The following is a 16,833-nucleotide window of genomic DNA, read 5'->3' on the forward strand; positions in this document are numbered from 1 at the left end:
GGGGCCGGGACGCGGCAGCCCGGCGGCCCCGCGTGCGGCGCGCACCACGGATGCGTAATACTCGGAGCATGACCTCGCGTATTACCGCCACCGGCCGTGCGGCGGCCCGGTCCGCGGCGGCCGGCACCGTCCGGCGGGCCACCGCGCGCGACGCCAAGCGGCTGACCAGGCTCATCCAGGCGTCCAGCGCCTACGAGGGCCCGTACGCGCCCATGATCGCCGGCTACCGCGTGGGGCCCGACTACATCGAGACGCATCGGGTCTTCCTCGCCGCGGCCCCGGACGGCAGACTGCTCGGCTTCTACGCCCTGCTGCTCGCCCCGCCCGAGCTGGACCTGATGTTCGTCGCCGACGCCGCGCAGGGCCTCGGTGTCGGACGGCGGCTGGTCGAGCACATGAAGGGGGAGGCGCGCGACGCCGGTGTCGACGCCGTACGCGTGGTGTCGCACCCGCCCGCCGAGGGCTTCTACCGAGGCGTGGGCGCCGAACGCGTCGGTACGGTGGCGGCGAACCCGCCCGCGGTGATGTGGGACCGCCCGGAGCTGGTCATCAGGGTCGGCCCCGCCGAGACCGCTCCCGCTGAGGCCGGTCCCGCCTAAGCCCCCTCCGGTCGGTCGGCCCGGTCCGCCCGGTCCGCACGGTCGGCCTTCCGAGGACGCGGGATGTCGTCCGAGTCCAGCGACTGGTCGATGATCTGCCGGGCGCAGTCGGAGATGCGCGACTGCCGCGCGCGGGCGAAGTTCCGCAGCGCGGTGAACGCGACGTCCGGGTTGGTGTTCCAGCGCTCGGCGAGGATCCCCTTGGCCTGTTCGACGACGACGCGGCTGGTGAGCGCGCGCTGCAACTGGGCCTTCTCCAACTGCTCCTGACCGAGGTCGCGTTGCTGCAGGAGCGCGATGGTGGCGACATCGGCGAGTGCCTGGGCGAGCGAGGCGTCCTGCGGTGTCACGGACTGCCGGCGGGTGTCGAAGAGGTTCATGGCGCCGAGCGCGCGGTTGCGCAGGCGCAGCGGGAAGACATGGCTGGTCCGGAACCCGCTCGCGCGGGCGCGGTCGGCGAACGCGGGCCAGGCGTCGGTGGCGGCCGGGTCGCCCAGGTCGATGCCGGTCCGCGCGGCGCCGGTGCGGTAACAGTCCAGGCAGGGGACCTGGTCGTGCTGGATGGCGAAGAGTTCCAGCAGATGGGTGTTCTCGTCGGAGGCGGCGACGGTGTGCAGGGTCCCGCGCTCGTTGGCCAGGAGGATCCCGGCGGCGGAGACGTCGAGCAGGGTGACGCAGTGGGCGCAGAGCTGTTCCAGGAACTCCATGAGGTCGAAGTCGTCGATGAGCGAGTCCGCCACCTGCACGAACACATCCGACACCTGCTGTTCGCGGGACATGGGCGTCATCCCTCTCTCTTCTCGGTCATGTCCGGTGAGGACCGTTCGTCGTCGGACCGCGGTCGTCCGGGGCGTGGCCGCCCTTGGCACTGTCGTCCGGCTGGTCGTCCGGTTTGTCGTCCCGCTTGGTGTTCCGCTTGGTGTCCCGTTGGCCGTGCGGCTGGTCGTCGTCCAGGCGCAGCCGTCTGGCCACGATGTCCTCGGCGGCGGCCACGATCGGCCTGTTCCGGCCGTAGGCGTACGCCCGGAGCCGTAACAGAGCCTGGCCGAGCGGCAGTCCGAGCTGGACGCTGAGCATTCCCGTCGCCTGGTGCACGACGGCACGGTGCAGGTCGCCGTCCGCCAGGTCGGCGACCCAGGGGTCGGGCTCCGCGCCACCACCGCCTAGGTGGCGCAGGGTGAGAGCCGTCGCGAGGGCCACGGCGTCGTCCATCTCCTGTCCGGTCATGGGGCCGGCGGTGGCACGCAGGGCGGTCAGGACGCCGACCGTGATGCCACCGAGTACCAGCGGAAGGCAGAAGACCGCTCGGACCGGCAGATCCGGCAGCTCGGCCAGGGCGGGCACGAGAGCCGGCCACCGGCCCGTCCGTACCGCCGACAGGTCGTCCGCCAACGACAGTAGACCCGTGCGGAGCGCGTCGGGGCCGGGACCCTCGCCGAGCGTGAACTGGAGGTCGTCGAAGGAGGCGCCGGTGGCGCCCGACGACCACAACTGCTCCAGCGCCCGGTCCGCCCGGTCGCCGACGGTCAGGGACACCACCAGATGGTCCATCCCGAGAACGGCGGCGCACTCGTCGGCCAGCCGCCGCGGCGGAGCCGGTAGATGCAACAGCCGCAGTATCCCGGTCATCCGGGAGCTGATCACCCGCGCCCCCGTCTCCCCATGACGGCAGACCCTACTCCCTACTGCTCGGCCAGCATGTCCGTACGCAGTTCGGCCAGCGCACGCGTGAGGAGCCGCGACACATGCATCTGCGACACACCGAGCACCGTGCCGATCTGAGCCTGCGTCATCTCCCGGCCGAACCGCATCCGGATGATGCGGCGCGCCCGCTCGTCCAGCCGGCCCAGTCCCGCCGCGAGTGCCTGAAGGTCCTCGACGCGCTCCATGCCGGGGTCGCCGCCGCCCACCGTGTCCGCGTAACTTCCGCCGCTCGTACGGCCGTTCCGGCGACCTGGTGCGCCCGGTTCGGCGGGGGCGTCGAGGGAGCCGGCGATATAGCCGTTGGCGGCGACCTGCCCGTCGATGATCTCGTTCTCGCTCAGACCGAGGCGCTCGGCCAGCTCGCCGACCGTCGCCTCGCGGGCCAGCGCCGTACCGAGCTGTTCCCGGGCCCTGGACAGGTCGATACGCCGCTCCTGGAGCTGCCGGGGCACATGCACCGCCCAGGTGCCGTCGCGGAAGTACCGCTTGATCTCACCGGCGATGTAGGGAACGGCGAACGACGCGAACTCGACCTCGCGGGACAGGTCGAACCGGTCGATGGCCTTGATCAGTCCGATCGTGCCGACCTGGCGGACATCTTCCGTCTCGCTCCGGTCCGGACGCCGGAACCTGCGCGCCGTGTAACGGACCAGGGAGACGTTCATCTCGATGAGCGTGTTTCGCGTGTACTGGTACTCGGAGGTGCCCTCCTCCAGCGTCGCCATCCGCCGGAAGAACTCTCTCGTCAGGGCACGTGCGTCCTTGGGAGCGACCTTCGTCGCGTCCCCGGTCCAGGGAAGGTGGGGTGTCCGCGTGCTGGTTGCCATGAGCTCCGCCCACTACGGCCGTCGAACAACGGGTCGCCGGGGGCCGGGGCTCTTTTCGTACGGTAGTCCTCCTGACCGCGTGTCGGCTACGGACGACCGGGAAAGCCACTCACACGGGTAGTTGAGTTCCGGGTGACCACTGATCCGTGTCGGGATGTGATCGGATGGGATGCGGTCCGAACCATTGACCGGACTCCACCAAGACGCAACGCTGTTGCACATGACTGAACGCCGGACACTCATGTGAATCGGCGTTCGGCGGTCCCGCACCATCGTGCGTCAACGAGTAGTTATTCCTGAATCACTCCCTGAACCCCCACATCTCAGGAAGGCAGGCAACAACTCATGAAGGACTCACAGGAATCGGCGCAGGAAGCGTCTGAGGGCACGATCAACTGGCAGACCCCCGAGTTCGTGGTCGTCGAGACCGCACTCGAGGTCACCGCCTACGCCCTGACCGACCGGTAGACCCCGCCGCCATGCTGCTGCAGGTGCTCGGCACCGCGGCGGGCGGCGGGCTGCCCCAGTGGAACTGCGCGTGTCCCGGCTGCGCCGGGGCACGCGCCCACCCGCACCGGCGCCGCCGTCATGCCTCACTCGCCCTGCGCGCCGACGAGAACCGCTGGTACCTCGTCAACGCGACCCCCGACATCGGCGACCAGATCGAGGACAGCCCCGCACTGCACCCGGGACCGGGCCCGCGTGACACACCCGTGGCCGGAGTGATCCTCACCGACGCCGAACTCGACCACACCCTGGGCATCGCCCGGCTGCGGGAGGCCGACGGATTCGACGTCCTCGCCACCCGGCCCGTCCACGGCGCGTTGACCGGGCTCATGAGACTGGACGACATCCTCACCCCGTACACCCGCCTCGAATGGCGGGAGTTGGGCGGCGAGCCCGTGCCGCTCACCAAGAGCGGCAGCGTCGAGATCGACGCCGTACCGGTCTCGCCCAAACGCCCTCGCTACGCCGCGGCCGCGGCAGGAGCCGGAGCCCCGGCCGCCTCCGTGGCCGACGACGACCACACCTGGGTGGTCGCCCTGCGACTGCGTGAAACGGCGACCGGACGCAGCCTCGTCTACGCGCCCGCCCTCGCCCGCTGGACCGACACCTTCCAGGACGCCGTCGAGGCCGCCGACTGCGTGATTGTCGACGGCACCTTCTGGGACGACGACGAACCCGTACGGACCGGCATCTCGGCCAGGACCGCCACCGGCATGGGACATCTGCCGATCGCCGGACCGGGCGGCACCGCGCGCCGGCTCTCCGGGCTGCGCGCCCGCTGCCTCTACACGCACCTCAACAACACGAACCCCCTCGGCGACCCGGACGCCCCGCAGCACACGCTGCTCGGGGAGTGGGGCCTGGAAGTCGCCGCCGACCGAATGGTGATCGAGCTGTGAGCACAGCCGCCCCGACAGCGACACGCACCGGCGGGCCCTGGAGCCCCGAGGAGTTCACGGACCGGCTGCGCGCCGTCCCCGCCGAGCGCTACCACGACCGCCACCCGTTCAACGTACGGATGCACGAAGGCACCCTGGAGCAGGGCGAGTTGCGCCGCTGGATCATCAACCGCTTCCACTACCAGCGGCATATTCCGGTCAAGGACGCGCTGATCCTCGCCAAGTTCGACGACTCCTCGCTGCGCCGCTCCTGGCTCCGCCGCATCCAGGACCACGACGGACTCGTGGAGGGCGAGGGCGGCATCGAGCGCTGGCTGCGGCTCGGCGAGGCCGCCGGGATCGACCGGGCGCGGCTGCGCTCGGGCGCGGAAGTCCTGCCGGGCGTACGGCTCGCGGTCGACGGATACGTCAACTTCTGCCGTCTGGGCTCCCCGCTCGAAGCCGTCGCCGCCTCCCTCACCGAGCTGGCGGCGCCCGGCATCATGCGCACCCGTATCGAGGCGTTCGAACTGCACTACCGCTGGATCCAGGCCGACGGGCTGATCTACTTCCGCGACCGCATCGGACAGGGCGGGCGGGACAGCCAGGAAGCCCTGGCCCTGGTCGTCGAATGGGCCACGACCCGGCGGGAGCAGGAAGCGGCCGTCGCCGCGCTCCGGTTCAAGTGCGACGTGCTCTGGTCCCTGCTGGACGCGGTCGACCACGGCGCGGGGGAGCGCCCATGACGACCGGACCACCCCCGGACATCGACACCGACTGGAAGCCGGTGCTCTCACGGTCGGTCGTGTTCCGGCACGACCGGGTCCGTGACACGGACCTGCTCGTCCTGCCCGAGCGCGTCGTCGTGCTCCAGGGCAACGCCGGGTCCATCCTGCGCCTCTGCGACGGCGCCAACGACGTCGGCGCGATCGTCGCCACCCTCGCCGCACAGCACCCCGGCGCACCCGTCGCCGACGAAGTCCCGGTCTTTCTGGGGCGGTTACGCGCGGAAGGCTGGCTCAAGTGACGGAACCGACCAGGCCGGACCCGCCGTGGGCGCTGCTCGCCGAGCTGAGCCACGGCTGCCCGCTGCGCTGCTCGTACTGTTCCAACCCCCTCGAACTGGTAGGCCGGGTAAGTGAACTGACGACCGATCAATGGGCCGGGGTGTTCCGCCAGGCCGCCGACCTCGGAGTCGTACAGAGCCATCTCTCCGGCGGTGAACCGCTGTTGCGCCGCGACCTGACCGAGATTGTCGCCGCCGCCGACGGCGCCGGGATCCACACCCAGCTCGTCACCAGCGGAGTCGGCCTGCATGAGCAGCGGCTCGCCGCGCTGGTGGACGCCGGGCTGCGCAGCGTGCAGCTCTCGGTGCAGCACGCCGATCCCGCCGCCTCCGAACTCATAGCCGGGGCACGCTCGTTCGCCGCGAAGGAGCGCGCCGCCGGGCTCGTGCGCGCGGCGGACCTGCCGCTCGGTCTCAACGTCGTCCTGCACCGCTCCAACCTCGACGCCCTGGACGATCTCGTCGAACTCGCCCTGGCCTGGGGCGCGGAGCGCGTCGAGCTGGCCAACACCCAGTTCTACGGCTGGGCGTTGCGCAACCGCGACGCGCTCCTGCCCGACCGGGCCCAGCTCTCCCGGGCCCGGGAGTCCGTCGAGCGGTGGCGGGAACGGCTGGCCGGGCGGCTGGACCTGGTGTGGGTCGTGCCGGACTACGTGGACGGGACGGCCAAGCCCTGCATGGGCGGCTGGGGCGCGGTCTCGCTGACGGTCGCGCCCGACGGCACCGTCTACCCCTGCCCGGCCGCCGCCGCCCTGCCGGGACTGGACGCGCCCAATGTCAAGGACCACTCCTTGGAGTGGATCTGGCACGAGTCGAAGGCCTTCAACCTCTATCGGGGCGAGGAGTGGATGAGCGCCCCGTGCCGCGGCTGCGAGCTGCGGACCAAGGACTTCGGCGGCTGCCGCTGCCAGGCCCACGCGCTCACCGGCGACGCCGCGCGAACGGACCCGGCCTGCCGTCTGTCGCCCGACCACGCACTCGTACGCGACCTGGTGGACGCCCTCCCGGTCGGCGCGGAGCCCCCGTACGTCTACCGGGACTACCCCAAGGACCACGGAACCGCGCCGGATCACCCTTAGAACTTCCTTTCCCGCACCACCTCCCACCTCTCCCACCCCCCACTCCTCCCGGAGGAAGCCATGCAGGGCAGCAAGCCGACGAAGACCCTCGTCAGGACGGCGGCGGCCGCGGTCGCCGCCGCGGCGATCGTCGCCGGACTCGTCCAGACCGCCGGCGCGAGCGAGTCCGCCGTCGCCCAGGAGGCGGCGGCCAAGGCGCCCGCCGCCGCGGCCGGTGTCCCGACGAACATCACCACCATCTCCACCGGCTACTCGATCCCGTGGGGCATCCACTGGCTGCCCGACAGCTCATCGGCGCTGGTCACCGAGCGCAACACGTTCAAGGTCTTCAAGGTGACACCGAACGGGCAGCGGACCGAGGTCGGCTCCGTTCCCGAGTCCCAGACCACCGGCGGTGAGGGCGGCCTGATGGGCGTCGCCGTCGACCCGAACTGGGCGAGCAATCACTTCGTGTACTTCATGCACACCTCGTCCGAGGGCAACCGGATCGCCCGGATGACCTACGACGGCACCCGACTCACCGGCTACACGGCGCTGTTGAAGGGCATCGCGAAGAACAGGTACCACAACGGCGGCCGGCTCGCCTTCGGCCCCGACGGCTATCTCTACGCCTCCACGGGCGACGCGCAGAACACCTCCCTGGCCCAGGACAGGAACTCGCTCAACGGCAAGATCCTGCGGATGACGACGGCCGGCGCCCCGGCGCCCGGCAATCCCTTCGGCAACCATGTCTTCAGCCTGGGCCACCGCAACCCGCAGGGCATCGCCTTCGACCCGCAGGGCCGCCTCTGGGAGGCCGAACTCGGCGAGAACGCCCGGGACGAACTCAACCTCGTCAAGGCCGGCAACAACTACGGCTGGCCCGTCTGCGAAGGCACCTGCTCCACCGCCGGGATGACCAACCCGAAGGCCACCTGGACCACCGCCGAGGCATCGCCCAGCGGTATCGCCATCGTCGACAACGCCGTCTACATGGCCTCACTGCGCGGCGAACGGCTCTGGCAGATCCCGATCAACGCCGGCAACGAGAACGTCGGCACACCGCAGGCGCACTACGTCGGCACGTACGGGCGACTGCGCGGCGTCACCAAGGTGCCGGGCACCAACGCGCTCTGGCTCTCCACGACGAACGTGGACGGCAACGGCGGTGAGCCCGCCGGGTCGGACAAGATCTTCCGGGTGACGATCGGCTGAACCGGCGCGCGCCTCGTACGACGGCCTCGTCGGACACCGTTTCCGTACGGAACCGGGGTCCGGCGACCGGCTTCGTGAAGCCGCCTCGTACCCCGGCGCGCGCCCCCAATACGGCCGCTGCCCGGCGCGGAACTCCCCTTCCGCGCCGGACAGTCGGCCCGCCAACACGGTTGCGCGGAAGGTGAGATCGCCGACTCGGGGAGCGGTAGTGTTCGCGCTCACGGTGCGTAAGGTGAGTTGCGCCGTCGGTTACCGCGGCGAGGGTGAACGCTGTCCTCGGTCGCTGTCTCCGGACCCGCCAGACTTCCCCGATCCTCCCGAGGTCCGTCCGATGATCGAGATAACGGTCCTGGCCGCGAGTGGCCTGGCCACCGGGACTCTGCTGGTGCTCGTCCTGGCAGGTGGGCTGTTCCGGTCCCGCCGCGACCGGGCCGGACTCCGCGAGGAGATCGTCCACCTGCGGGACCGTCTCGACAACGAGCGGTCGAAGGCCGCGCGCGCGTCCGACGCGCTCACCGCCGAGATCGCGCACCTCGCCGAGAAGCGCGTCCCCGCGGTGGCGACCCGTGCCGCGCACCCGCACGTCCAGGTACCGGGACCGCTCAACTCCGAGTTCGCCCGCACCGGCCCCGGCGCCGGTCTGGACGGCGTGATCGACGGTCTGTTGGCCGTCATGAAGCAGGAGCGCAAGCGGGTCGACGCCGCGGCGCGCGCCGGCATGCGCGGCACCACCCGGGAGATCCAGGCCGGGCTCTACCGGCTGCAGGATGTGCTCCGAGGGCTGCAACAGCAGTACGACGAGCCCGAGTTGGCGCAGACCCTGTTCGAACTCGACCACGAGAACGAGCAGTCGCTGCGGCGCGCACAGGTCGCCGCAGTGGTCTGCGGCGCCTGGGTGGGCCTGGCCCGCGAGGAGTCGCACCTGGTGGACGCGGTGACCGGTGGCCAGTCACGGATCGTCGGCTACCACCGTGTGCGCGTCAACAACCATCTGGAGCCGGGCACCGCGCTCGTCTCGCACGCCGTCGAGCCGGTCGCGATCATCGTCGCCGAACTCCTCGACAACGCGCTGCGGCACTCCTCACGGGACACCGACGTCACGGTGAACCTGGAACGCGCCCACCACGGGGTCGCCGTCACCATCGACGACGCCGGTGTCGGCATGTCCGCCGACGAACGCGCCTACGCGCAGCGGATGGTGGCGAGCAGCGAGCCGATCCTGCTGTCGGACCTCGGCGACCCGCCGCGCATGGGGCTGGCCGCGATCGGGCAGCTCACCCGGCAGTTCGACCTGTCCGTCGACCTGTCGACCCCGTCGCCGTACGGCGGGGTACGCGCGGTGCTGCTGGTCAACAACCACCTGCTCAGCCATGTCGACCCGGCCCTCCGGCCGCCGGCCGCCGCCGCCCCGCGCTCCACCCGCCCCGCCGGGACGCCGGAACAGCCCGCCAAGCCGGAGACGGCGGGGAAGCTGCCCGTCAGGACCGCGTCGGCCTCGCGGAACGTACGGGCGGCCGCCCGCCGGGCGACCCCGCCCGCGACCCCCGAGACCGCCCCGCACGCCCACCCCGCGCACGTCAACTCCGCCCACGCCGACGACCGTTACCCCACCACCACACCCGACGGCGCCGTCGACCCCGACCCCGACACCCCGCCCGGCGACGACGTCCTGCCTCAGCGCAGACGCCGCCGCGCCGCCCGCCCCGGCGCCGAAGTCCCGGCCCCGGCCGCCCGACCCGTCCCCGAGCAGGCCCAGCCGCCCGCCCGTACCCCCGAACACTCCGCCGCTGCGCTCGGTGCGCTCCAGTCCGGTACCGCAGCGGCACGATCCACCGCCGACCCCGAAGGGAACGACCCGCGATGAAAAGCCGCGACGCCGGCGAAACGGCGTGGGTGCTTGATCCGATCCTGGAAATCCCGCATGTGCGGGCAGCCGTCCTGCTCACCCGAGACGGCCTCGTCTCCGGTTACACGGACGCGCTGACCCAGGCCACCGCCGAACGCACGGCGGCGATCACCAGCACCGTGCATGGCGCGTGCCGTACGGCCGCCGCCGCCTTCGCCGACCACGACGACGCCGAGATCCGCCAGATCGTCATCGAGTCCGACCACGGCTACATCCTGGTCGCGCCCACCTCGCACGGCACCTGTGTGGCCGCGTACGGAACCCCGGAGGTACGGCTCGACCTGCTCGCCCACCGGGTGCACTCGCAGGTGGCCAGACTCGGTGAGAAAACGATGACCGCCGCACCACGCGCGGCGGAGGGCGGCGCTCCGGTATGACCGGCCGCAGGAGCGGCCGCCCACTCGTTCCCGCCTATCTGTCCACCGGCGGGGTGGCTCGGCCGAGCCACACCGAACTGGAGCGGCTTTCGCTGCTGACCGGGGGGACCGGACCCGCCCCCGACGGGCTGCCCGCCGCCCGGCACGCGCTCTTCGACGTGCTCGACGGCGGGACGCTCACCCTCGTGGAGGCCGCGGCCCTGCTGGAGCTGCCGGTCTCCGCCGTACGCGTACTCGCCGCCGAGCTGGCGGACCAGGGGCTGGTGAGCTTACGCGCGCCCGTGCCCCCGGCCGCCCTGCCCGCACCCGACCTGTTGAAGAGAGTGGCCGATGGCCTCCGCGCCCTCAAGCAGTAGCACCAGCGGCCCCAGCGTCGATGGGTTGCATCTGCCCGACACCACCAGCGAGTTGGCCAAGATCCTGGTGGCCGGCCCGTTCGGCGTGGGCAAGACCACGCTGATCGACTCGGTGTCCGAGATCCGCCCCCTGCACACCGAGGAACACCTCACCGAGGCGTCCGTGTCCGTGGACGACCTCGCGGGCGTACGCGACAAGACGACCACGACCGTCGCCATCGACTTCGGGCGGATCAGCCTGGACGCCGGGATCGTGCTCTATCTGTTCGGCACCCCCGGTCAGGAGCGCTTCCGCGCCCTGTGGGCGGACATCGCCCACGGGGCGCTCGGGGCTCTCGTCCTCGTCGATTCACGTCGTATCGACGACTCCTTCGACGTACTCGGTCTGGTCGAGGAATCAGGGCTGCCGTACGCCGTCGCGCTCAACACCTTCCCCGACGCGCGCACCTACACGGAGGAGCAGTTGCGCGGTTCGCTGGACCTGGAACCCGGCACACCCATGATCGTCTGCGACGCCCGCGACACCAACTCCTCCATCGACGCTCTGCTCGCACTCGTCCAGCATTTGATAGCGGGCCACGCCGCCGGCACCGGCCCCACCACGGAGAGCCGGTGACCTGGTGACTTCCTACCCCGCGCCCGCGAAGGCGTTCTCCCTCTCGGCGCCGGTCCGGCTCTGGGACGAGGGGTTCGCCGCCGACCCGCGCGGCCGCTACGAGGCCCTCCGGGCACAGGGGCCGGTCGGCTGGGCCGAACTGGCCCCCGGCGAGCCCGCGTACATCGTCACCGACCGCCGGGCCGCGCTCGACATCCTGCACGACCCGGACACCTGGTCGCGCGACTCCAGGGAGTGGGAGGCCACCGCCGCCCCCGACTCGCCGATCTTCGGCATGCTGAGGTGGCGCCCCAATCCCCTCTTCACCGACGGTGCGGTGCACCGGCGTTACCGGACGGCGCTGGTCGACGGCTTCGACCTCGTCGAGCCGCACGACCTGCGCGAGCGTGTGCACCGCGCCGTGGACCTGCTGGTCGGCCGGTTCGGCCCGGCGGGCAGCGCCGACCTCGTGGACGACTTCGCCCGCCCCTTGATGACGCTGATCTTCAACAACCTCTTCGGCCTGCCCGACAGCGAGAGCGCCCGCCTCAACAACTCGCTCGGCCGGCTGATGGAAGGCGGCGCCGAGGCCGCCGCCGGAGACGTGGAGTACGGCGAGTACGTCACGGAACTCGTCACCGCCAAGACCCTCGAACGCGGTGACGACCTCACCAGCTGGCTGATCGACCATCCGGCGGACCTCACGTACGAGGAAGTCGTCTGGCAGGTCTTCCTCACCATGGGCGCGGGCCACGAGCCCACCGCGAACCTCGTCGCCAACGCCCTGTCCCGGATGCTCGGCAACCCCTCCTACTACTCCACCCTCACCAGCGGCTCCCGCCCCGTGATGGACGCGGTCCTCGAAGTCCTGCGCCACGAGACACCGTTGGCGAACTACGGCATCCTCTACGCCCGCGAGCCGCTGAGCTTCCACGGCGTCTGGGTGCGCGAGGCGGTGCCCGTCATCGTCTCGTACGGAGCGGTCGGCTACTTCTCCGAACAGGACGCCGCCGACACACCGCACCACCCGCACGACGCCTCCCATCTGTCCTGGGGCGCGGGCGCGCACAAGTGCCCCGTCAAACAGCACGCGCTGCTCATCGCGACCGAGGCCATCGAGCGGATCACCCAGTGGCTGCCCGACCTGGAACTCGTCACACCACGCGACCAACTCACCTGGCGGCCGGGCCCGTTCGTCCGCTCCCTGAAATCGCTGCCGGTCCACTTCACACCGCGTACACCGGACACCGTCGTCGCCGGCCCGTAACGGCCGTGGAGGGCTACTTGAGATACCCGAGACCCGGATGGACGTCGACATAGCCGTCCACCAGGCGCCGCGCCACGGTCACCGAGTCGACGAGCGGGTGCAGCGCGAACGCCTTCACCGCCGTCGTACGCGAACCGCTCTCCGCCGCCGCCAGCACCTCACGCTCGACCGCCTTCACCGCGCAGACCAGACCGGTGGCGTGGTACGGCAGCGGCTCCACCGCCAGCGGATGGGCGCCGTTCGCGTCCACGAGGCACGGGACCTCGATGACGGCGTCGGAGTCCAGCACCGAAAGCGTCGTGCCGTTGGGGACGTTGAGGATGAGCGTCGCCCGGCTGTCGTGCGCGATGGCCCGCATCAGGGCGAGGGCGACCTTCTCGTACCCGCCCGACTCCAGGTCCTCGACGGCGCGTTCACCCGCCCCGGCCGCCTCGCGGTTGTGCGCCATGTACGTGGCCTCGCGTTCGGCGCGGGTACGGTCCCAGGTCGCCAGCGCGGGGGCGTCGGGCCGCTCCATCTCCGCGTAGAAACCGGCCTGTTGGTCCCGCAGGAACGCGCCACGCGTGCGCTCGGCCTCGCGGTAGGCGCGTACGGTCTCGCGGTTGAAGTAGTAGTAGTGCAGATACTCGTTGGGGATCGAGCCGAGGGACCGGAGCCAGTCCGTGCCGAACAGCCTGCCCTCCTCGATCGAGCCCAGCAGCCCGGGATCGGCGAGCAGCCGCGGGAGTTGATCGCGGCCGTCGATGCGCAGACCGCGCAGCCAGCCGAGATGGTTGAGGCCGACGTAGTCGATGAAAGCGGTGCCGGGGTCGCCGCCCAGGACGCGCGCGACGCGGCGGCCGAGCCCCACGGGTGAGTCGCAGATGCCGATGACCCGCTCGCCGAGGTGGCGTGCCATCGCCTCGGTGACCAGCCCGGCGGGGTTCGTGAAGTTGATGACCCAGGCGTCCGGGGCGAGGCGGGCGACCCGGCGCGCGATGTCGACGGCGACGGGCACGGTGCGCAGCCCGTACGCGATACCGCCGGCCCCGACGGTCTCCTGACCGAGCACCCCCTCGGCGAGCGCCACGCGCTCGTCCGCCGCGCGGCCTTCGAGACCGCCGACCCGGATCGCCGAGAACACGAAGTCGGCGCCCCGGATCGCCTCGTCCAGATCGGTGGTGACGGTGACCCGCGGCGCGTCGGGCACACCGGCCGCCTGGTCGGCGAGTACCCGGGCGATGGCGGTCAGCCGGGCGGTGTCCACGTCGTGGAGGACGACATCGGTGACCCGGCCTTCGGCATGGTCGCCGAGGAGCGCGCCGTACACCAGAGGGAGCCGGAAGCCCCCGCCGCCGAGGACCGTGAGCCTCATCCGACAACCACCTTCGACGCGCGCCGCGACCGTCGCGCCGCGACTGAACAGGACGCTCCCGTTATACGTCACCGACGGCGGGTCCACCCACGGCGGAGCCGGCGACGGGGTCGGGCTGCCGGGCCGGTTCGGGGGACACGGCGAGCGTGAACGAGTGGCCCGCCGGATCGGAGTACGTCCGCACGTCGCGCGGCCCGCTGTTGTTCTTGGCCTCCACCGGCCTGGCACCCAGCCCGACCGCCTCACGCTCGGCCTCGTCCATGTCACCCCGGTTCACGAGGATGCGCAGATGGGCCTGCTGGGAGTCGTCGGGCCGGGGCCAACTCGGCGGGGCGTAGCCGTGGTCGCGGTGGATCGCCAGACGGACGCCGTTGTTGCCGACGATCTCCAGATAGTCGGGGTCGCCCCACGGGCGGATCTCCGCGTCGAGCAACGCGGCGTAGAACTCGGCCAGTTCCATCGGTTCGGCACAGTCCAGGACAAGGACACTCGTCTTCTCAACCATGCCCTCGCGTGTACCCGCCGTCATCGGCGGCACACGATGGGGTACGGGGGTGGGAACGGGCGCGGACGCCCGCCCGGACGGGGCACCAAAGGGCGCGGACGGAAAGCGTTGGCGGTTCCGGCCGCCGCCCCTGCATGCTGGCCCCATGCTGATCAGGGAAGCCACCCGCGAGGACTGGGCCGCCATCTGGCCGTTCTTCCACCGGATCGTCGCCGCGGGGGACACGTTCACCTATCCGACCGATGTCGCCGAGGACGACGCGCGCGGCTGGTGGCTCCTGGCCCCGCCGAACCGTACGGTCGTCGCCGTCGACGACACGGGCTCGGTCCTCGGCACCGCCAAGATGAACAACAACCACATGGGCAACGCCGCTCATGTCGCGAGCGCCAGCTACATGGTCGACCCGGCGCACGCGGGCCGGGGTGTGGGCCGGGCGCTGTGCGAGTACAGCCTGGAGTGGGCGCGGACGGCGGGCTTCCGCGCGATGCAGTTCAACTCGGTCGTGGAGACCAACACGTACGCGGTGAAGCTGTACGAAGCACTCGGCTTCACGGTGCTCGGCACACTCCCCGAGGGCTTCCGCCACCCGGTGCACGGCTATGTCGGGCTGCACATCATGCACCGCGCGCTCTGAGCGTCACCGCCGACGGCGATCAGTCCTCCGGGCGGCCCTGGAGGCGCGCGGCGCGTTCGCGTATCCCGGGCAGCTCTCCGTACAGCGCGCCGCCCGGACAGTGCGTCGAATAGCCGTCGCGGTGCCCCGACACCGTACGGAAGATCTGCCGGGTGCCCTTCTTGTAGCGGCTGCCGTCGTTGGTGGACACCAGCGTCGTCGTGCCGCGCGGATCCACCCCGTACAGGCCGAGCTTCCATGCGATCAGCCGGGCGAGCGCGTCGACCATGGGCTCGGGCACCGGCGCGCCGTCGCTGAAGTCGCCTATCGCGGCGATGCCGACCGTGCTGATGTTGAAGCCGAGGGTGTGCGCGCCGACGACCGGGTTGTTGATGCCGCCCGCGCGCCCCTCGTAGATGACGCCGCCCCGGTCCACCAGGAAGTTGTAGCCGATGTCGTCCCACTGCCGGTTGTCGACGTGGTCGACGGCGAAGGTACGGATGAGGCCCGGGACCTCGGGGCGCGTGTAGTCGTTGGGGCTGCTGGTGTGGTGGATGAAGACGGCCTTCACGGCGTTAGCCGTACGCTCCGGCTTCCGCCGGGGCGGGGGCTTCTCCTGCCAGAACGTCCGGGGCTCGACGGCGGGCGGCGCACTGGCCCAGCGGAGCGCGCGCTCAGGGCGTGCCTGCGGGCGTGGGCGAGGGGCGGGCCCGTCCTCGCCGGCTTTCCCGGCGGCGTCGGCGGCCAGGGTGAGGCCCGCACCCGCTGCGGCGGCCCAGCCCATGCCACGAAGCAGCACGCGCCGGTCGATGCTCATGGGGATGAGCGTATGGCGCGCCGCCGTGATCCGCCTCCCCTCCGCAGAGGGTGATCAGCCCTCGATGACGACGGTGAGACCGTCGAGCAGCGGCCCCAGACCGAATTCGAACAGTTCGTCCAGACGGAGGTCGTATCCGCCCTCCCGCCCGGCGGCGGCGGTGATCCTGGCGAACGTCGGATGGTCGCCCGAGGCGGCGACCGCGTCGAGCGCGGGCCCCTGGCTGTTCAGCCACTCCTCCTCGGACAGCCCCGTCGCGGACTGGGCCTGCGCCTCGCGCTCCAGATTGACGGCGATTCCCTGCACATAGCTGTAGATCAGCACATGCAGGTCCAGGACGGTCCGCGGGTCGAGACCGTGGCCGTCGAGGGCGCTCAGGATCCACTCGGCGTGGACCATCAGATTGGGCAGCGGCACCGGTCTGGTGAGGGACGTGATGTGCGCCAGCCAGGGGTGCCTGCGGTACAGCGCCCACTGGGTGCGGGCGCCGAGTTCGATCCGTGGCCGCCAGTGGGCGGGGAGGCCGCCGGGGTAGGACTCCTCCCCGTACACGGCGTCGGCCATCAGCAGGACAAGGTCGTCCTTGCCGGTCACGTAGCGGTACGGCGACATGGTCGCGACACCGAGCCGTGCGGCGACACCGCGCATGGACAGTGCGGCCAGTCCCTCGGCGTCGGCGATCTCGACGGCGGCGCGGACGACCCGGTCGCGGGTCAGTTCGGCGTGTCCGGCGTGTTCGGTGAGCCCCGACGCGGCGGGTGGGGCGGACGTGGCGGGTGGGGCGGACGTGGCGGACGCGGAATCGGCTGCCGCCGGCGCCACCACCGTGCCGACACGCGGCTTGGCCAGCACCACCCCCTGCAGTCGCAGAGTCGTCAGCGCTTTCGTCGCCGTCGCGAGCGCGACGCCCCACTCCCGTGCGATCTGCCGGGTCGACGGCACCGGGTCGCCGGGGGACAGCTCACCGTCCGCGATACGGCGCCGGATCTCGGCGACGATGCGCAGATACGGGGGACGGGGCGGCTGCGGCGGATCTTTTTTCACGGTCGTCTCGCACTCCCGGTCGTCCTGTACTAGAGCAGCGGCTACCGGCCGACCTCTGGCTCAGCTCCCCTGTCAGGGCGTCATTACCCTAGTACAGAGCGGAGAACCGGACGGTTGGCAGCCCTGCGCGTACGCCGTACATTCA

General features: G+C 71.4%; 20 protein-coding genes. 13 read left to right on the forward strand and 7 right to left on the reverse strand.

Annotated features, from left to right (window positions below; all coding sequences use genetic code 11):
* Positions 1-68 precede the first annotated feature (68 nt).
* Positions 69-599: a GNAT family N-acetyltransferase gene (locus ACFT9I_RS04310; protein WP_382560467.1), complete on the forward strand. Its 531-nt coding sequence runs from the start codon at positions 69-71 to the stop codon at positions 597-599.
* Here ACFT9I_RS04310 and ACFT9I_RS04315 read toward each other — a convergent pair.
* Genes ACFT9I_RS04315 through ACFT9I_RS04325 form a run of 3 tightly spaced genes read right to left on the reverse strand, consistent with a single transcriptional unit; the run spans position 596 to position 3,130 of the window.
* On the reverse strand, positions 596-1,378 hold the full coding sequence (locus tag ACFT9I_RS04315; RefSeq protein WP_382560469.1) for an ANTAR domain-containing protein: 783 nt from the start codon (positions 1,376-1,378) through the stop codon (positions 596-598). The two genes, ACFT9I_RS04310 and ACFT9I_RS04315, sit on opposite strands and share 4 nt — an antisense overlap.
* A gap of 25 nt (positions 1,379-1,403) precedes the next feature.
* Complete coding sequence (locus ACFT9I_RS04320; protein ID WP_382560472.1) at positions 1,404-2,228, reverse strand: ANTAR domain-containing protein; 825 nt, start codon at positions 2,226-2,228, stop codon at positions 1,404-1,406.
* A gap of 53 nt (positions 2,229-2,281) precedes the next feature.
* Positions 2,282-3,130 (reverse strand): SigB/SigF/SigG family RNA polymerase sigma factor, encoded by an 849-nt coding sequence (locus ACFT9I_RS04325; RefSeq protein ID WP_382560475.1) that lies wholly within the window; start codon positions 3,128-3,130, stop codon positions 2,282-2,284.
* Between the two features lie 345 nt (positions 3,131-3,475).
* Here ACFT9I_RS04325 and pqqA point away from each other — a divergent pair, with 345 nt between their 5' ends.
* From pqqA to ACFT9I_RS04380, 11 genes are all read left to right on the forward strand, one after another.
* The gene (gene pqqA, locus ACFT9I_RS04330; RefSeq protein WP_382560478.1) at positions 3,476-3,598 is read left to right on the forward strand and encodes a pyrroloquinoline quinone precursor peptide PqqA; all 123 of its coding nucleotides are present in this window, start codon (positions 3,476-3,478) and stop codon (positions 3,596-3,598) included.
* Positions 3,599-3,609: 11 nt separating this feature from the next.
* Positions 3,610-4,536 carry a pyrroloquinoline quinone biosynthesis protein PqqB gene (pqqB, locus tag ACFT9I_RS04335; RefSeq protein ID WP_382560481.1) on the forward strand — a complete coding sequence of 309 codons (927 nt, stop codon included), beginning with the start codon at positions 3,610-3,612 and terminating at the stop codon, positions 4,534-4,536.
* The gene (pqqC, locus tag ACFT9I_RS04340; protein WP_382560484.1) at positions 4,533-5,261 is read left to right on the forward strand and encodes a pyrroloquinoline-quinone synthase PqqC; all 729 of its coding nucleotides are present in this window, start codon (positions 4,533-4,535) and stop codon (positions 5,259-5,261) included. The genes pqqB and pqqC overlap by 4 nt, the downstream gene beginning before the upstream one ends.
* The gene (pqqD, locus tag ACFT9I_RS04345) at positions 5,258-5,542 is read left to right on the forward strand and encodes a pyrroloquinoline quinone biosynthesis peptide chaperone PqqD (RefSeq protein ID WP_382560487.1); all 285 of its coding nucleotides are present in this window, start codon (positions 5,258-5,260) and stop codon (positions 5,540-5,542) included. The genes pqqC and pqqD overlap by 4 nt, the downstream gene beginning before the upstream one ends.
* Complete coding sequence (gene pqqE / locus ACFT9I_RS04350; protein ID WP_382560488.1) at positions 5,539-6,660, forward strand: pyrroloquinoline quinone biosynthesis protein PqqE; 1,122 nt, start codon at positions 5,539-5,541, stop codon at positions 6,658-6,660. Before pqqD ends, pqqE begins: the two co-directional genes overlap by 4 nt.
* A gap of 60 nt (positions 6,661-6,720) precedes the next feature.
* The gene (locus ACFT9I_RS04355; RefSeq protein ID WP_382560491.1) at positions 6,721-7,854 is read left to right on the forward strand and encodes a PQQ-dependent sugar dehydrogenase; all 1,134 of its coding nucleotides are present in this window, start codon (positions 6,721-6,723) and stop codon (positions 7,852-7,854) included.
* A 331-nt stretch (positions 7,855-8,185) separates the two neighbouring features.
* Entirely contained in the window at positions 8,186-9,718 is a 1,533-nt protein-coding gene (locus ACFT9I_RS04360) for an ATP-binding protein (RefSeq protein WP_382560494.1), read from the forward strand.
* On the forward strand, positions 9,715-10,137 hold the full coding sequence (locus ACFT9I_RS04365) for a roadblock/LC7 domain-containing protein (RefSeq protein WP_382560497.1): 423 nt from the start codon (positions 9,715-9,717) through the stop codon (positions 10,135-10,137). The genes ACFT9I_RS04360 and ACFT9I_RS04365 overlap by 4 nt, the downstream gene beginning before the upstream one ends.
* On the forward strand, positions 10,134-10,493 hold the full coding sequence (locus ACFT9I_RS04370; protein ID WP_356584695.1) for a DUF742 domain-containing protein: 360 nt from the start codon (positions 10,134-10,136) through the stop codon (positions 10,491-10,493). Before ACFT9I_RS04365 ends, ACFT9I_RS04370 begins: the two co-directional genes overlap by 4 nt.
* Positions 10,468-11,109, forward strand: a complete 642-nt coding sequence (locus ACFT9I_RS04375) for an ATP/GTP-binding protein (protein ID WP_382560501.1) — start codon at positions 10,468-10,470, stop codon at positions 11,107-11,109. Before ACFT9I_RS04370 ends, ACFT9I_RS04375 begins: the two co-directional genes overlap by 26 nt.
* A gap of 4 nt (positions 11,110-11,113) precedes the next feature.
* Entirely contained in the window at positions 11,114-12,355 is a 1,242-nt protein-coding gene (locus tag ACFT9I_RS04380) for a cytochrome P450 (protein ID WP_382560503.1), read from the forward strand.
* 13 nt (positions 12,356-12,368) lie between these two features.
* Here the strand turns inward: ACFT9I_RS04380 and ACFT9I_RS04385 are convergent, their stop codons facing one another.
* Together ACFT9I_RS04385 and ACFT9I_RS04390 are read right to left on the reverse strand one after the other, a co-directional pair.
* Complete coding sequence (locus tag ACFT9I_RS04385; RefSeq protein WP_382560506.1) at positions 12,369-13,709, reverse strand: 6-phospho-beta-glucosidase; 1,341 nt, start codon at positions 13,707-13,709, stop codon at positions 12,369-12,371.
* 61 nt (positions 13,710-13,770) lie between these two features.
* Positions 13,771-14,214: a VOC family protein gene (locus tag ACFT9I_RS04390; RefSeq protein ID WP_382560509.1), complete on the reverse strand. Its 444-nt coding sequence runs from the start codon at positions 14,212-14,214 to the stop codon at positions 13,771-13,773.
* A 145-nt stretch (positions 14,215-14,359) separates the two neighbouring features.
* On the opposite strand from ACFT9I_RS04390, the gene ACFT9I_RS04395 reads away from it, so the two are divergent.
* Positions 14,360-14,848 carry a GNAT family N-acetyltransferase gene (locus tag ACFT9I_RS04395; protein ID WP_382560512.1) on the forward strand — a complete coding sequence of 163 codons (489 nt, stop codon included), beginning with the start codon at positions 14,360-14,362 and terminating at the stop codon, positions 14,846-14,848.
* Positions 14,849-14,867: 19 nt separating this feature from the next.
* Here ACFT9I_RS04395 and ACFT9I_RS04400 read toward each other — a convergent pair whose 3' ends face one another.
* Both ACFT9I_RS04400 and ACFT9I_RS04405 read right to left on the reverse strand, forming a co-directional pair.
* The gene (locus ACFT9I_RS04400) at positions 14,868-15,644 is read right to left on the reverse strand and encodes a peptidoglycan recognition protein (RefSeq protein WP_382560515.1); all 777 of its coding nucleotides are present in this window, start codon (positions 15,642-15,644) and stop codon (positions 14,868-14,870) included.
* A gap of 54 nt (positions 15,645-15,698) precedes the next feature.
* Entirely contained in the window at positions 15,699-16,688 is a 990-nt protein-coding gene (locus ACFT9I_RS04405; protein ID WP_382560518.1) for a TetR/AcrR family transcriptional regulator C-terminal domain-containing protein, read from the reverse strand.
* Between the last annotated feature and the right edge of the window lie 145 nt (positions 16,689-16,833).

The sequence above is a fragment of the Streptomyces sp. NPDC057137 genome, from assembly GCF_042670825.1.
Lineage (GTDB): Bacteria > Actinomycetota > Actinomycetes > Streptomycetales > Streptomycetaceae > Streptomyces.

What these genes read in the sequence shown, in the direction of transcription:
- ACFT9I_RS04310 (WP_382560467.1), top strand. Translation starts at nt 69, where the DNA reads ATGACCTCGCGTATTACCGCCACCGGCCGTGCGGCGGCCCGGTCCGCG.
- ACFT9I_RS04315 (WP_382560469.1), bottom strand. Translation starts at nt 1,378, where the DNA reads ATGTCCCGCGAACAGCAGGTGTCGGATGTGTTCGTGCAGGTGGCGGAC.
- ACFT9I_RS04320 (WP_382560472.1), bottom strand. Translation starts at nt 2,228, where the DNA reads ATGACCGGGATACTGCGGCTGTTGCATCTACCGGCTCCGCCGCGGCGG.
- ACFT9I_RS04325 (WP_382560475.1), bottom strand. Translation starts at nt 3,130, where the DNA reads ATGGCAACCAGCACGCGGACACCCCACCTTCCCTGGACCGGGGACGCG.
- pqqA (WP_382560478.1), top strand. Translation starts at nt 3,476, where the DNA reads ATGAAGGACTCACAGGAATCGGCGCAGGAAGCGTCTGAGGGCACGATC.
- pqqB (WP_382560481.1), top strand. Translation starts at nt 3,610, where the DNA reads ATGCTGCTGCAGGTGCTCGGCACCGCGGCGGGCGGCGGGCTGCCCCAG.
- pqqD (WP_382560487.1), top strand. Translation starts at nt 5,258, where the DNA reads ATGACGACCGGACCACCCCCGGACATCGACACCGACTGGAAGCCGGTG.
- ACFT9I_RS04355 (WP_382560491.1), top strand. Translation starts at nt 6,721, where the DNA reads ATGCAGGGCAGCAAGCCGACGAAGACCCTCGTCAGGACGGCGGCGGCC.
- ACFT9I_RS04360 (WP_382560494.1), top strand. Translation starts at nt 8,186, where the DNA reads ATGATCGAGATAACGGTCCTGGCCGCGAGTGGCCTGGCCACCGGGACT.
- ACFT9I_RS04365 (WP_382560497.1), top strand. Translation starts at nt 9,715, where the DNA reads ATGAAAAGCCGCGACGCCGGCGAAACGGCGTGGGTGCTTGATCCGATC.
- ACFT9I_RS04370 (WP_356584695.1), top strand. Translation starts at nt 10,134, where the DNA reads ATGACCGGCCGCAGGAGCGGCCGCCCACTCGTTCCCGCCTATCTGTCC.
- ACFT9I_RS04375 (WP_382560501.1), top strand. Translation starts at nt 10,468, where the DNA reads ATGGCCTCCGCGCCCTCAAGCAGTAGCACCAGCGGCCCCAGCGTCGAT.
- ACFT9I_RS04385 (WP_382560506.1), bottom strand. Translation starts at nt 13,709, where the DNA reads ATGAGGCTCACGGTCCTCGGCGGCGGGGGCTTCCGGCTCCCTCTGGTG.
- ACFT9I_RS04390 (WP_382560509.1), bottom strand. Translation starts at nt 14,214, where the DNA reads ATGGTTGAGAAGACGAGTGTCCTTGTCCTGGACTGTGCCGAACCGATG.
- ACFT9I_RS04395 (WP_382560512.1), top strand. Translation starts at nt 14,360, where the DNA reads ATGCTGATCAGGGAAGCCACCCGCGAGGACTGGGCCGCCATCTGGCCG.
- ACFT9I_RS04400 (WP_382560515.1), bottom strand. Translation starts at nt 15,644, where the DNA reads ATGAGCATCGACCGGCGCGTGCTGCTTCGTGGCATGGGCTGGGCCGCC.